This window comes from Actinophytocola sp. (assembly GCF_036002505.1).
In the GTDB taxonomy this organism is placed as follows: domain Bacteria; phylum Actinomycetota; class Actinomycetes; order Mycobacteriales; family Pseudonocardiaceae; genus DASYTH01.
Window position 1 is genome coordinate 1 of record NZ_DASYTH010000315.1, and the last position, 14,029, is coordinate 14,029.

At 67.5% G+C, this 14,029-nt stretch carries 10 protein-coding genes, 1 tRNA gene and 2 pseudogenes; 5 read left to right on the plus strand and 8 right to left on the minus strand.

Going from position 1 to position 14,029, the window contains the following annotated elements:
* Positions 1–165, plus strand: a pseudogene (locus VGR06_RS27405) (saccharopine dehydrogenase); the annotation flags it as partial.
* A gap of 380 nt (positions 166–545) precedes the next feature.
* Positions 546–1,106 (plus strand): hypothetical protein, encoded by a 561-nt coding sequence (locus VGR06_RS27410; protein ID WP_327562020.1) that lies wholly within the window; start codon positions 546–548, stop codon positions 1,104–1,106.
* A gap of 435 nt (positions 1,107–1,541) precedes the next feature.
* On the opposite strand, the gene VGR06_RS27415 is transcribed toward VGR06_RS27410, so the two are convergent.
* Entirely contained in the window at positions 1,542–2,984 is a 1,443-nt protein-coding gene (locus VGR06_RS27415) for a sialidase family protein (RefSeq protein ID WP_327562021.1), read from the minus strand.
* A 1,242-nt stretch (positions 2,985–4,226) separates the two neighbouring features.
* On the opposite strand from VGR06_RS27415, the gene VGR06_RS27420 reads away from it, so the two are divergent.
* Positions 4,227–4,448 carry a nitroreductase family protein gene (locus VGR06_RS27420; protein ID WP_414637341.1) on the plus strand — a complete coding sequence of 74 codons (222 nt, stop codon included), beginning with the start codon at positions 4,227–4,229 and terminating at the stop codon, positions 4,446–4,448.
* A 3-nt stretch (positions 4,449–4,451) separates the two neighbouring features.
* On the opposite strand, the gene VGR06_RS27425 is transcribed toward VGR06_RS27420, so the two are convergent.
* Together VGR06_RS27425 and VGR06_RS27430 are read right to left on the minus strand one after the other, a co-directional pair.
* Positions 4,452–4,973 carry a hypothetical protein gene (locus VGR06_RS27425; RefSeq protein ID WP_327562022.1) on the minus strand — a complete coding sequence of 174 codons (522 nt, stop codon included), beginning with the start codon at positions 4,971–4,973 and terminating at the stop codon, positions 4,452–4,454.
* A gap of 28 nt (positions 4,974–5,001) precedes the next feature.
* A tRNA-Tyr gene (locus tag VGR06_RS27430) sits at positions 5,002–5,074 on the minus strand.
* A 501-nt stretch (positions 5,075–5,575) separates the two neighbouring features.
* On the opposite strand from VGR06_RS27430, the pseudogene VGR06_RS27435 reads away from it, so the two are divergent.
* Together VGR06_RS27435 and VGR06_RS27440 are read left to right on the plus strand one after the other, a co-directional pair.
* Positions 5,576–6,163 (plus strand): annotated as a pseudogene (locus VGR06_RS27435) (ATP-binding cassette domain-containing protein); the annotation flags it as partial.
* 9 nt (positions 6,164–6,172) lie between these two features.
* A complete protein-coding gene (locus VGR06_RS27440; RefSeq protein WP_327562029.1) occupies positions 6,173–6,514 on the plus strand; it encodes an acetylxylan esterase in 342 nt (113 codons plus the stop codon).
* Between the two features lie 13 nt (positions 6,515–6,527).
* On the opposite strand, the gene VGR06_RS27445 is transcribed toward VGR06_RS27440, so the two are convergent.
* The 5 genes from VGR06_RS27445 to VGR06_RS27465 all read right to left on the minus strand — a co-directional run.
* Positions 6,528–7,697, minus strand: coding sequence for a prolyl oligopeptidase family serine peptidase (locus VGR06_RS27445; RefSeq protein ID WP_327562023.1), 1,170 nt, complete (start codon positions 7,695–7,697; stop codon positions 6,528–6,530).
* A 328-nt stretch (positions 7,698–8,025) separates the two neighbouring features.
* Complete coding sequence (locus VGR06_RS27450; protein WP_327562024.1) at positions 8,026–9,744, minus strand: sialidase family protein; 1,719 nt, start codon at positions 9,742–9,744, stop codon at positions 8,026–8,028.
* Positions 9,745–9,882: 138 nt separating this feature from the next.
* On the minus strand, positions 9,883–12,027 hold the full coding sequence (locus tag VGR06_RS27455; RefSeq protein WP_327562025.1) for a peptidase domain-containing ABC transporter: 2,145 nt from the start codon (positions 12,025–12,027) through the stop codon (positions 9,883–9,885).
* Positions 12,027–12,572: a hypothetical protein gene (locus tag VGR06_RS27460; protein ID WP_327562026.1), complete on the minus strand. Its 546-nt coding sequence runs from the start codon at positions 12,570–12,572 to the stop codon at positions 12,027–12,029. Before VGR06_RS27460 ends, VGR06_RS27455 begins: the two co-directional genes overlap by 1 nt.
* On the minus strand, positions 12,569–14,029 hold a 1,461-nt coding region (locus tag VGR06_RS27465; RefSeq protein ID WP_327562027.1), incomplete at its 5' end, for a thiopeptide-type bacteriocin biosynthesis protein. The genes VGR06_RS27460 and VGR06_RS27465, both read right to left, overlap by 4 nt.

The window sequence follows — 14,029 nt, forward strand, 5'->3', positions numbered from 1 at the left end:
GCCATCAGCGCGCCACTCGCGGTGGAGGCCGTCGACCGCATCCTCACCGGCCGGACCAGGACCACCGGCGTCGCCTCCGCGGGCGCGGTCTTCGACGCCCCGGACTTCCTCCGCGCCCTGTCCTCACACCTCACGCTGCACCTCCCGCTCGACACACCCAGCTGACCAGCCACCCGCGCGGAAACGGCGGCGCGCGACCTCGCCCTCCGTCTGGCACCCCGGGTGGCGACCCTGCTGCGTCGGGCACAAGCCCGTACCTGGTTGGCCGCTGGTTCGGGCGACGACGAGCCGGATCCCGGCCCGGGCGTACTGGTACTCGACGCTAGGAGCGTCAGTACGCCCGGTACCGGGAACAGCGCACCGATCGGCGGAAAGTTGGAACCTCGGGCCGTACCTTCTCGGGCTTCCTGCGGCTGTTTACGGGATTGACTGGGAAAGGGCGCGAGACTGTGCTGGCAGCTGATGGCAGCCACCCGCCACTGTGCCAGGAACGGCCGCGAGACGTCCGCCGTCGCCCATTCGTAACAGGGACAGACCGAGGGGGCATGTCCATGTTTCGCAGAAGCGCATTGATAGCGACCGCAATATTCTTCGCGACGTTCATGACGAGCACCGCGGCTGGGGCCAGTCCTCCGCAGTACGAGCCCGCGTACTTCGGCGGGCAGACCGTTACCATCAACGTCATCGAGGTGTCGAACGGGGCGCCGGAGCAGGCTCAGGCGGATTTCTACCAGGTGGTGTACCCGATCGGCTGGCAGTCGCTTGGCCTGTCTGCCCCGCAGTGCAATCCGTGTGACCATCAGGGCAACGGCATCGACTTCACCGATTTCCACGATCACGTGCTGGACTCCATGCCGGGCTGGCCGGGGCACGGGGAGTTCAGCCCGCTGTGGCATGTCTTCCTCATCGTCCCGGCCTACACAGGTGACCCGGCGCACGACGCGGCAGTCAACGCCGCCTACGCTGCCCAGCTACCAACTCGCTCCGAGGACGCCGTGGACGCGCTGCTCGATACCCGCCTCGGCGATGGCTCACCGGTCGCCGCCGAGATCGACCTCCACTTCTACTTCCTGTGCTCCGTGGTGAGCGCCAACGCTGCCAAGTAACCATCGGCGCCGGTCCGTCAGACCGGCTTCGGGTAAGCGCTACGCGGCGGAAATCGCGGGCAGCATCGGACGACCGGCCGGGTGAGCTCCGCCCGATTGGTCGTCATGGTCACTGCCCTGGTGTGCGGTGGGCATCGGTCATGGCTACTGCCCACACCGGGACGCGGGTGACGTTCACCAACAATCTCGGCCGTGGGGTCGCCGTCGGCCTCACCGACCAGCTGTACGCGTGACAGGGGCCGGCCTCCGGACATTCGGAGGCGGGGTTGATGGCGGCGCTGGCCCGGTCAGCGGCGCAAGCCGTGTCGCCTTCGATAACCGAACGCGTACGCGGCCGCGTGGACGCCACAACTCACCGATGTCATCTACGGGTTTGGGATCCACCGGGAATAGGTGAGGGGGCCCGGACCGGCCCAGCCCCCTCACCGATTCGATTCAGTTGCCAGCCGCCGTGGCGTAGAACGCGTCGGTGAGCTGGTGGAACGGGTCCGCGCCGGTCGCCTGGACAAAGAACGGGGTGAATGTGTTCCCGAAGCTGTCGAGGCCCTCGTAGTCGCCCACGAAGTAGCCGCTAGCGTAGGCGGCCGTGCGCATGTTGAAGGACGCCAGCGTGATCCGGGACTCGTCGGCGAAGTGTGCGCTGTCGAACGGGTCGGCGGCGTGGTGGTGGACGATCCAGTAATCCGTGCTCAGGCCCGCGTCGCCGGCCGCGTCGTTGCGGAAGTCGTAGTACGTCACCGCGACGTCGCCGTTGGCCGCCACGTGCACCGATGCGGTAAAGGCCTGCTTGCCTGACGGCGTGTGGTTCACCTTGACCGGTGCCGACCACGTGTGGCCGCCGTCGGTCGAGCGGGAGATGAGGATCGTGTCGTCGACCGGGTTGCCGAGCACGGTCGCCGACTGGTGTGACTGCCACACCGCGTACATCGTGCTCGAGCCGGTGCGGGCATCGACGGCGAAGTCGGGGAGGATGTCGCCGGTGCGCACCAGCAGGCACGGTGTCGACGGTGTGTTGTCTCCCAGGCAGTTCACCGGCTCGGGATCGCGAACGCCCCGGTCGCCCATGTTGGCGATGATCGTCGGCGTTGACGACCACGTCGTGCCCTGATCGGTCGAGAAGATGACCGCGGCGTTGTCACCTCGGCCAACTTCCTGGCCGTTGGATCCCTTGATGAAGTTGAAGCCGTTGACGAGCGTGCCGTTGGGCAGCACCACGATCTGGTTGCCGATCGTTTGTGTCCGCGCGGCGTTGGGAGCGAAGATCGGGTGCGCTGTTTCCCAGCTCGCGCCGTTGTTTGTGCTTCGGGCGAACCACGTCGGTCCGTGCCAGGCAAGGGCGTTTGCGTACGCCTGCGGCGGGGTCAGCGGGTTGTTGTTGGGCGACTCGATGCGATCCCACACCGCGTAGACGTTGGTGGTATGCACGGGGTCGGCCGTGATCGACTCCTTGTCGTTGAACAGATTCGCCAGCGGCCCCGAGTTGGAGTTGTCCTCCCGGAGGGTGATCGGGGGCTGCCAGTGCCTGCCACCGTCAAGCGACCTGCTCGCCAGCACCGCATTGTGCGCCGTTGACCGGTCGAACGAGATGCTGATTGCGTGCAGCGTCCCCAGCCCGTCTGCCGGGCTCTTCGACCAGGAGAGCCACGGGTCCGACGACCGCTCGTACCCGCCGCCGTTGGCCGGCGTTCCGCCGGCGCAGTTGCTGAAGGCGGGCCAGGTCTTCGACCAACTGGTTCCGCCGTTGTCCGACACGCCCGCGACCAGGCCGTGGGCTCCGCCGTCCGACCATCGGTCCTGCTGCCAGAAGCCGGCCAGATCATTCGGGTCCTGCGGGTTGACCACAAACCACGGCTCGATCTCGGTGTTCGGGACGTTCACCCCAGGCACCTCGGTCGGGGTGTGGAAATCCTCACCGGGGCCGCCGCACCCGGCGGCGAATGGGCTGGCGCCTGCGCTGGCCAGCGTCGGTCCTGTGACCGTATACGTATTCGCCCTGGCGGGCGCGGCGGTGGCAAACATGACAATCATCGCGACTGTGATCGGGGCCGCTAGTCTCTTCATCGCTCCTCCTCATTGAGCATGCGCTGGCCGTCCCCGGCGTATTCGGCACGCACGACTTGCGGACGTCGGCCAAACTCCTCCACCGTGGGCGCTGTGATGTGTCACGACTGCTCGGGTTGGACACTGGGTAACGGTTGATGGACCGTCGGCCGCTCGCCGCGTCGGCTCATAATTTCACCGACTCCGCATGATGGCTGGCTGGTGCAAGAAGGCGCCCTCAAGTCGAACAGCCGCCGGGCCGTACGGATGACGGTTTTCTTATGCCGGTGGGCTACGAATACTTCGCGCAGGCGACAACGAAATGCCGATAACTTTCTGGGCTAACGCATCCTTCCCGAACGCATCCGCCCAGATGTCTATCCCGGCCAAATTTGACAGAAGTGTGAATACGTCGCCAGAACTAGCAACCGCTTGTGCCCCACGCGACGAATTGAGCGATTCATCGGCGTCAGACTGCTGTGGCTTCACATATGTTGCATTTTCCGCATAGCTCGAATTAGTCTGATAATTGGCCCGCGCGGAGAAGATCGGACGTACGACAGACTTGTCTGACGCGCCCACGCCCGTACGCATGGAAACACGCTACCGGCGCGCAATTGTGCGAGCTATCACACGATCGGGCGAAAGCACGTCACAAGATCTGCGCAAAGGAAAGCACACCGCGATCGGGTACCGGACGAAGCCGTGTACCGCCTCGGCGACCACATCGAGCACGTCAATGCATCCTGGTGATTCGCCCCATGGAGGCGCTGACCGGGTGGGCTCCCGCAACCGGGGTGATCCACCGCCCTCGCCGGAGCCGACCCAACCGACCGCGCCGAGGTCTACCAACAACTCGGACTCAGACTCACCTACCACCCAGACCAACAAAAAGTCCGCGTACAGGCACAGCCTGACGCGGACCCATATGGGGAATTGGTTTGTGTCCGGAGATCGACACAAACCAATGCCCAACGGTACGCCGGCCTGTCTACGATCATTCGACTGCGGTAGCGAGCCGGAAACGCGTCCGAGATCCGCCTGGGTGGCGCCCGGCCGGACGATCCCCGGCGGGGCGAGCTGCTCCAGCACGACGTGGGCCAAGCGACCGCGAACATTATGCTCGCCGCGACCGACCTCGGCATCGGGTCCGGGCACTCGGCGGTGGGCGACCAGGAGGCGGCGCAGCGGATCCTCGGCTTCCCGGACGGGCACTTCTGCGTGTACATGGTCGCACTCGGATACCCGGCCGACCCGCCGCTGCGGCCGGCGTGCCCACGCACCGAGCCACTGCCTCGCTGAACCTTAGTCCCGCGGTCTTAGGCCGAGCATCCAGTGCCCTGTCGTGGTCCAGCCGAGCAGCCGTCGGCCCGTGCCGCCTCTGCCGTCCGGGTCGAACCCTCCGCCGCTGATCACGTGCGCGAGTCCGGTCACGGCCTCCTCCGCGTGCTCCACCCGGTAGCGGCCGCTGTCGAGCAGCTCGCCCAGCTCTGCCAGTCCCGCTTCGGTCAACCAGGACCGAAACAGCGCCCGGCGGTCAGCGGGCAGGCCCAGTCGCTGCGCCCGGTCGGTCTCGTCCAGACGCAGCGGACCGCCCGCCGCCGGCTCCCCAGTCGCGAACCCGCCGTGGACTACGTCCGGCGTCACCCACGCCGGCAGACCTCTCACGGAGGTACGCGAGTCGATGTCCAGCTCTCCCCCGGCCATCCCGTCGAGGACCTGCTGCCAGCGGCGTACCCGCAGCTCAGCCTGCTGGCGGATGGCCGCGTCCTCGTCCGTCCGGGCGGTCGTCAGGGCGCGCGCCAGCTGGCCCAGTGGATAGCTCACGCCAATATGGACGTCGTTGTCGCTCACGCCAGCACGGCGGGCCCCGCCCCCGCGCCCTCCGGGATTACAGCCCGGTGCTCTCCTAACTGAGCTGCACGCTGTTGCCGTGACACTCTACGCAGATCACCGCCGCCTACGCAGCCGAGATCCGAGCGGCGAATCACCGATGCCACCCTCGGACCTACTGCCATCCGGCCTGCTGCCCTGCGGCCGCCGGGCGCGTTGATCGCGAATGCCGGATTGTCTCTGACCACTGCACAGCATAGGAGATCACGCCCGAGCTCCTGTGTGGAACTTGATGGTCAATCTGAGCGCTCCCGAGGTTCTCCCCCAACCGGGCCGCGATCATCGGTAGGTGGGTGCGGTCCTCGCGTAGCAGACCGACGAAGCCCGCCGCTACATGGGCCTCAAACTCCTCGAAGTGCTTGTTGTCCCTGGCCGGCGAGCGGATGATTGATCTACGCGGATGGCACATGCGGACGGTCCCGTTCCCACGTTGACGGGATCGGACGTCGGAGTTCGGTCGATTCGCAAGTGTGACCGAATCCGGTATCAGTCGATGTTCGCATTTGACATCTTTCTGCATCGCCGCGGAGGCCGTGGTGTCAGAGGCTCTGCTGGAGGCCCGAGGGCTGGTCAAGACGTTCGGCCGGGTGCGTGCGCTTCGTGGGGCGAACTTCGCCGTGTTCCCCGGTGAGGTGGTTGCCCTCATCGGCGACAACGGGGCGGGCAAGTCGGTGCTGGTGAAGTGCCTGAGCGGCGTACACCAGCCCGATGCCGGCGAGATCCTGATGCGCGGGGAACAGGTGAAGATTCCGTCACCGTTGGCGGCAATGCATATGGGCATCGAGACGGTTTATCAGGATCTTGCGCTGGCCGACGATCTCGAAGCGTCGGCCAACCTCTATCTCGGCAGGGAGCTGTACAAGCCAGGTCCGCTGCGGCTGCTCGGCGTGCTGGACCGCTCGAAGATGCGGGCCGGCGCCCGCCAGGCGTTCCAGGACCTGGGTATCGAGCTGCAGGACGTCCGCGCGCCGATCGAGTCGCTGTCCGGTGGTCAGCGACAGAGTGTAGCGGTGGCGCGCTCGGTCGTCTGGGCTTCGACGGTCATCCTGCTTGACGAGCCGACCGCCGCTCTCGGCGTCGTGCAGCGTCAACACGTACTCGAGGTCATCCGCCGGGTGCGTGACCACGCCAACGTGCCGTTCCTGTGCGACTTCCAGCGGGCCGTGGGGCTGTCACCGACGTACCCGTACAAGGAGATCGCGGACTTCCTCGCCCAGCAGATCGACCTGACCGACGATGTCCTGAACACACTGCGGTACGTCGACTGCGCTCTGCTGGCGCGCAGGATCACCGCGGACTGCCTGTTCAGCGTCGGCCTGATGGACGAGGTCTGTCCCCCGTCCACGGTCTTCGCCGCGTACCACGAGGTACCGGGGAACAAGGAGATCGCGGTCTATCCATTCGGCGTGCACGACCTGCCCCGCGGTCATGCCGAGCGGCAGCTCCGCCACCTGCGCGAGCGGCTGCAGCCATGACCGAACACGCGAGTCAGTTCCGTTGCCGGGCCATCCACTGCCAGATGTGGGTGCCGCCGATGCTCGGGTCGTTGCGGGCCACATAGATCCACGACCAGTGGCCGGGGAACTGGTGACCGTTCCAGATGACGTGGTCGTACAGCGACATCAGCGACCCGGGGATGAGATCGTGCGCATGAACGGTGTTGGGCTCCGGCGGCACCGTGTCGTCGTCGCGGGAGGCGACCAGCCAGGTCGGCGTGTGGATGTCCCGCAGCTCGGCGTCGGTGATCATCCTCGGGCCGCCGGGCTCCAGGGCCTGGACGATGCCGCAGATGGGAACGGACGCCGCGAAGAGGTCGGGGTAGACCGTGGTCATCTTCAGGCTCATGTAGCCGCCGTTGCTGCAGCCGACGACGTAGATCCGCTCGCGGTCGATCGGGTACCGCTGCGCGAGATCGCGGATGATTTCTAGGATCAGCGGAGCGAAGCGGTCGCCGTCCTCCAGCCAGAAGGACGTGCTCTGCGGGGCCACTACGAAGGCGCCTGAGAAGATCCGTTGTGCCTCCCGCGTGGCGAAGCCCAGAGCGCCGCGGTTGGCCCGCAACGTCGTCTCGTTGTCGTAGTAGCCGTCGGGAAGCGAGGCGCCCTCGCCACCGCCGTGCAGCCAGACGACGAGCGGATGCCCGCCGTGTCCGGCTGAGCGATGACGGGGCGAGTACAGCCGGTACTTCATTCCCGAGCGGGAGATGTGGTAGCTGAAAGCGTCGACCTCGGGGTTGGACAGCCGGCCCTGGACGAAGTCCGTGATGGTGACGACGTGGTGTCCCCGTACGATGAACGGGGTGTTCTGCGTGATGGTGTACACCAGGTCGAGCTGGACGTTGCGGGCCTTGCCGACGATGTAGCCGAGGGTTCCGCCGCCGACCTGACCTTCGGCGTAGGCGAGGTCGAGCACGATGTTGCCGTGGTGGTCCAGCCGGACGGCGGTCACCGTACGGTCCAGGTCGTACTCGCTGAAGATCTGATCGCCGGGCGCGATGGGGATGGGGCTTGTGGCCTTCGCATGCACGCTGAAGGTGCCCGTCGTCAGGCTCGCCGGGTGGATCCGGCCGAGCTCGCCGGTGTCGAGGGTGAGCGACGTGACCTGCTCGCCACCGTCGAGCGTCTCGGCGTTGAGGGTGAAGCGGACTCTGGTTGCCAACTGGCCGCCGGCCCAAGCGGCCGAGCCCGGCAGAGTCAGTCCGGCAGCGGCCCCCGCGCCTGCGGTAAGAACGGAACGACGACTGATCGGCGTGGCCATGCGGCCTCCCTGTTTCGATCGCGTTTTAAGTCTGCGCAACGAGGCCGGTCTATCACATGGGCCTCGCTGGACGAAAGGGCAGCTCGCGACATGGAAGTGCAGCGCCGGCATGCTCGTAGCCCGGCCGCGCAGGCGCCGATCTTGGACATGTGTCACCTCGTGAGGGCCGCGAAACCGGGCCAACCCGGCGCCACAAGTCCAAGATCGGCGAAATAGCGAGGCTATCGGATCAGTCGGCGGTGGTGAACGAGAAGATGTCGGAGTTGCCGAAGGCCAGCGGGCACACCTGCTGCACGGCGGGCGCCGTCGCGGTAGTACCGGCCTGCAGCGCCGCCCGGTAGGCGTCGATCGCCGGGCAGTCGGCAGCGTTGCGGACATCGTTGAACACCGCGACGGCGTACGTGCGGGTGGCCGCCGCGTACACGTAGTCGCCGAGGAATTCGGAGATCAACGCGTTGGCGCTGCTACCTCGCGGATCACCGCCGGGGCTGCGGTATACCGAGGTGAACGCGCCCGTGGCGGGCCCGGACACGCTGGCGCGCAGCAGTACGCCGACGAGGTTGCGCGGGTCGGTGGTGTTCGTCCGGAACGGCGTGGTGAACGCGTTGTAGGTCACGTACACCGCGGAGCCGTCCGGGGCGATGGCCGGTGCCGCGTAGTAGCCGCGATCCCCGGCGGTCTCGATCGAGCGCGGCGCCGACCAGGTGGCGCCCCGGTCGGTCGACTCGGTGAAGAAGACGTGCGGCTGCTCCAGGCTCCCGCTGACGTACGCCATGACGATGCGGTCAGTGGCGCCGGCACCGGTGGGCGCACCGTTGGCGATGTCCACGCTCGGCGCGGGCGCTAGGTCGCTGCGGGCACCGGCGATGCCGTCGATGACCGGCCGGCCCTGCACGGGGTCGAACGCGCCGGGTTGGGTGACCGGACCGGACACCGCCCGCGGCGGCGACCAGGTCTGCCCGCCGTTGTCGGAGGTGACCATCAGCTCGTAGGACGTGCTGCCCTGGCCGGGCACCGGACCGACCCCGAACACGTAGACCCGGCCGCTGCTGTCGGTGCGCACGGTGCAGCCGCCAGCCGGCTCCTGCCTGGTCACCGGGGTGAACCCGGCGCCGGTGACCTGCTTGAGTGCCCAGGCATCGCCGCCGTCACGGGAGACCGCCACCATCATCGGGGCCGGGAAAGCCTGGCCTTGGCTGTTGCTGCGGTAGCTGGTCCAGCACACGTACGTGTTTCCGAAGAACGGGCTACCGGACGAGTTGTCCGCCCAGATCTGCTCCTTGTCGGAGAACGTCGTGCTGGACTGCCGCGAGACGATCACCGGCTGCATCCAAGCGTCCTTGTCCCCGCCGGCGGCCGCCTCGACGTTGTCGGTGCGGGAGACCGCGAGGGCCTCGACGCCGCGGAACCCGAATTCCTCCGGTACGTGCCCGGCAAGGTTGGCGTAGTAGAGCCGAGAGCCGTTGGCCCAGGAGAAGTGCCCGGACGCGTCCGGCTGCGGCCCGAAGGCAACGGCCGGGTCACCGCCGGATTGGAGACCGTTCTCGTAGTACCACGGCAGCGTGCCGATCGGCCCGACGGTCGGTGTGCACGGCGGATCGCTGTTGCCGGGGACGCCGAGGCACGCGCGGGCGGTCAGACCGGTGTACGTGGGCTGGGTCCAGGTGTGCCCCGAGTCGAACGAGAAGTACACGCCGGAAACCCCGACACCCGGGGTGAACGGGCAGGTGTTATCCGTCCCGGCGTTGCACGCCTCCATATCGATCTCTTCGTTGGCGCCGGCGACAACCACATTGGGGTGGTTGGCGTCGATCGCAACGGCCGGTTCGTTCTGCTTGTTCTGGGAGAACGGTCCCGGTGGGCTGCCGTTGGTGACCAGAGCATCGCCGGGTGCGGCAAACGCCGGCGCAGCGGCCAAGAACAGCAGGGCCGCCGAGAGAGCTGCCACCAATGCACCTTTGCGCATGATGTAGTACCCCCCCAACGGAAGACGACACTGTCGCTGCTCAGCATCGACCCGCGGGCATGATGATCGCTACGGCCGAAGGCGGGATAGGCCAGCTAATTCCATGCATCGTGGGCCTGTTCACCGCTGCGTGGACCCGAGCTGCGCCACAACCTGATCTCTGTAGGCGCCCGGCATCGCCATCAGTTCGTCGTGTGTGCCTCGTTGCACGATCCTTCCGTCGTCCATGGCGAGGATGAGGTCGGCGTCGACGATCGTGCTCAGCCGGTGGGCGATCACGATCCTCGTGCAGCCGAGTGTGCTGATGTTGTGCTGCACCGTCCGTTCGGTAACGGAGTCGAGATCACTCGTGGCCTCGTCGAGCAACAGGATGGTGGGACCATGGGCCAGGGCTCGGGCTAGGGCGATCCGCTGCTGCTGACCCCCGGAAAGCGACGCACCTCCATCCACGAGCAGCGTCTCGTACCCCATCGGCATGGCGAGGATCTCGTCGTGGATGCACGCCAGCTTGGCTGCGTCGACCACCATCTCGTGCGGCATTGCGGGGTCGCTGAGAGCAATGTTCTGCCGGATTGTCGCGCCGAACAGGTAGGGCCTCTGCGTGACGATACCGATCTGCCTGCGCAGCGATTTGAGCTCCAGCTCGGCGAGGTCGGTTCCGTCGAACAGGATCCGCCCCGACGTGGGTGGATAGATGCCGAGGAGGAGGTGGGCGAGGGTGGACTTCCCGGAACCGGAGCGCCCGACGATGCCCACCTGCTGGCCGGGCTCGACCTCGAGCGAAACATCCTTCACCACCGTGGGCGCCAGCGGCCCATAGGCGAACGAGACGCCCTCGGCCCGTACCCGTCCGGTGAGGCGGTGGGCGGTGGTCACCTTCTGCCCTTCCTGCTCCCGGGCCGCGTCCAGGACGTCGTTGATGCGTTCCATGTAGCTGCGCAGTAGCTGAAGTTTCAAGCCGGTCTCGATCAGGGTGGCGAGCGGCTCCAGGAAGCCGACTGCCAGTGCGGCGGCGGCGAGCATGGTCCCGAGCGAGAGGGCGCCATCCAGAACCTGGAACCCGCCGTAGACCAGGATGGCCAGCGGCGAGGCGAGCTGGAGCGTGCCGGTAACGGTGTCCACGGATGCGTCCAGCCGTCCGCGACGCAGCGCCACGTTGACCTGGTCGATGAACAACTTCTCCCAGTGCTCGGCCGCTCGACTCTCGGCGCCCGCGGCTTTGAGGGTCTCGATGCCCGCCAGCAGCTCGAACGTGTAGCTCTGCGACTTGGCTTCGACGTGCAGGCTCTCCGACATCAGGTGCTGGTTGCGCCGCCGAGCAAGCACCAGAACCATCACCTGCAGCAGGCCGAGGCCCAGCACGAGCGCCGCCAGCGGCGGGCTCAGCAAGAACAGCAGGACCAGATAGAGGCTCGCCAGGCTGCCGTCGATCAGGGCCGAGATGGCGCCGGTGGTCAGGAACTCGCGTACGACCGTGTTGCTCTGCAGGCGCATCATCAGGTCGCCGGCGGACCGTCCGAGGAAGAACGCGTACGGCAGGTCCACCAGATGCTCGACGAAAGCCTTGGTCAGGCGCACGTCGAGGTGCGTGCGCAGCTGCAGGAGAAGGTGGCTCCGCAGCAGCGTCACGAGGAAGAAGTAGCCGGTGATCGCCACCATGACGGCCCCGAGCACGAGCAGCAGGTGCCGGTCGTTGCGCGGGACGATCACGTCCACCAGCAGCCCGGTCAGCAGTGGAAGAGCCAGTGCCAGGAATCGCAGGAGTACGGATCCCACGAGCACCCGGGTGAGCCTCCCGAAGTGGCCGAGCAGCGGCCGGAGATAGCGCCACGTGCCCTTGGTGGTCAGCTTGGCTGTCTGGAAGGTCTCAGTCGGATCGAAGGTGATGGCGACGCCGGTGTAGGAGCGGCGAAAGACCTCCATGGACAGTCGCCGCCGTCCCAGCGCAGGGTCCACGATCTGGACGCCGTTTCTCCGCAGGCGCTCGAAGACGACGAAGTGCGTGAATTCCCAGTGGAGGATCGTCGCGGGTGGGAGGAGTTCGAGGTCGTCCAGGTCCGCGGCCACGCCCGTGGGGTTCAGGCCGTAACGCTGAGCCGCCTGGGTCATGGCGAGCGCGTCGACACCGTCGCGGTTGGTGCTCGTCATCTGGCGCAGTTCGTCGAGCGGCACCTGCTTACCGTGGTAGGCGAGGACCATTGCCAGGCAGGCAGCACCGCAGTCGGCCAACGCCATCTGTCTGACCCAAGGCACTCGGCGGCGCACTAGGAGTCGCCACCTCTCCCCAGCGTCCCGCCCAGCTGCCGGAGGAACAGGTTGATGATGCGCTGCGAGCGGAGTACGACGACAGCCCGGCCCGGGTAGCGCGGCGAGGGCGGCAACGACGCCACGTCGGCGTCCTGCGCGAGGACCCCGGTCACCAGGATGGCCGGCTGGGACGACGCGAAACCGACCCGCCCGGCTGCGGCCTGATCGGCGACCTCGGCCCGGAGCACCCGGGCGGCTAGCGACCGCCCGTCCGCGCCGTCCACGTGGAGCCGGACGAGCTGCCCGGAACGGAGATCCGGGGCGGCGGCGTCCGCGACGAGGGCCACGAAGCTCCGTTGTGGCACGTTGATCAGAGCCGGCCCGGAGGTGGTCTCGGAGGTGCGCGCGGTAGCGGTGACGACGAGACCGGCCGCCACCAACGCCAGCACGACCCAATAGAACCACCTGGTCCATGCCGGTTCGATCCGCAGAGCGCCGCGTCCCGGCCCGGCGGCGTGGAACTCGAGCGCCTCCCGGCGGAACGGCGGTGGTCGTTCGGTCATGGCTGGACCGATCGGCGCCCGGCCTGTGCACTGTAGGCGCGGTCGAGGAGTTCGTAGAGCAGGAGTTCCTGGGCCCGCTGGGCGGAGCGCAGCAAGCGGTTGACGTGCATGTGCGCGTAGCTGCCGGCAATGTCGGCCAGGGTCGATGACAGCCGCTCGGCCCGGCCGAGCCGGCGCAGCTCCGCCGTCACGGGAGCGAGCCGGACCGATCGCCGGCGCAGCGACTCCAGCCCGGCGGCAAGGGGGTCGGCTCCGCCCGCGACAAGGGGCACCGCTCCAGGATCCAGCAATGCCTCCAGATCAGTGCGCTGCGCCCGGTACCGTTCGCTCACCCGGGCCCGGAAGCTCCCGTCTATACCGAACTCGCGGCCGTATGCCTCCCGCATCCGTCGCGCCAAGTACCTTTTCTCGCCGAACGTGAGCCCGACATCGTCGAAAAGCCGGTTCATGCCGTGCAAGGCAAGACGCCAGCGGAGGTCCAGTCCCGCATCACCGGACAGCGTCCCCAGAATGGCGAGCACCGCATCGCTGTCGGCGGCGAACACCTGCTCGGCGAGCTCGACCCCGCGGTCACCGCCGTAGCGCTCGACCTCCCGCTCGTAGGTGTCCCATTGCAGGCGCCACAGCTGGCCCGCCTCCAGGAGTGGGGCCGCGGCCGCTTGCAGGCTCGGCAATACCTCGGCGTGGAGCCGAACCGGGTCGCCATGAAGGCGCAGTCGCAGGTGCCAGTCGGGATCGGCATAGCGGATGAAGAACCAGGCGTCGGCGGCCCCGGAGGCGAGGCAGGACCGCACTAGCGGCTGAACCATGCGGTTGAGCACCTGGTCGGCGGTTCCCGTGCCCGTGTAGAGCTTGGCGTAGAGCCATTCCGAGCCCGGCGGGAACCGGCGGCGGATCGGGCTTCCGGTCACTCGCGCGGTCGGCTTTCCGGGCTCGGGTTGCTGGGCGGCCATCTGGACGAACGGAACGACCAGCTCGTGCACGAAACGGCCTTCGGGGCCGGTGACGCACAGGTCATCGGGGCCGGGGAACATCTCGACGAGCACCGCACGGCGTCGCCCCCGGAGCTGGTGAGCGAGCGCCGCGACGCTCAGCACGTTGTCCAGGTCGATGACGAGCTCGTTGTCGAGGTCGGCCAGGGCCACGTAGCGCGGCAACCGCCGCTGCGCACGCCACGCCTGCACCGCGGCGAACTGGTCGGCACCTTTTGTCTGGCCGAGCGCCCGCAGTTCGGCCTCCGGGACGGTCCAGCTGGCGCGGCTCAACACCAGCCGTCCGCTGACGACCCGGGGGAGGAAGGGGGCATCCTGCAGCGGACCCCAATCCCAGGCGACCAGGCCCGCTGGTGCGTTCTGGTGCTGAAGCGCACACAGGAAGCGGTACAGGCCCAGGCTGCGCCCATCGTAGTTGTGGGCGGTGGTGAGCCTCGGCACGACCTCACGGTCGAGGCGACGGGA

Bases quoted from the DNA above. Each gene is read 5' to 3' on its own strand.
- VGR06_RS27410 (WP_327562020.1), top strand. From the start codon at position 546: ATGTCCATGTTTCGCAGAAGCGCATTGATAGCGACCGCAATATTCTTC.
- VGR06_RS27460 (WP_327562026.1), bottom strand. From the start codon at position 12,572: ATGACCGAACGACCACCGCCGTTCCGCCGGGAGGCGCTCGAGTTCCAC.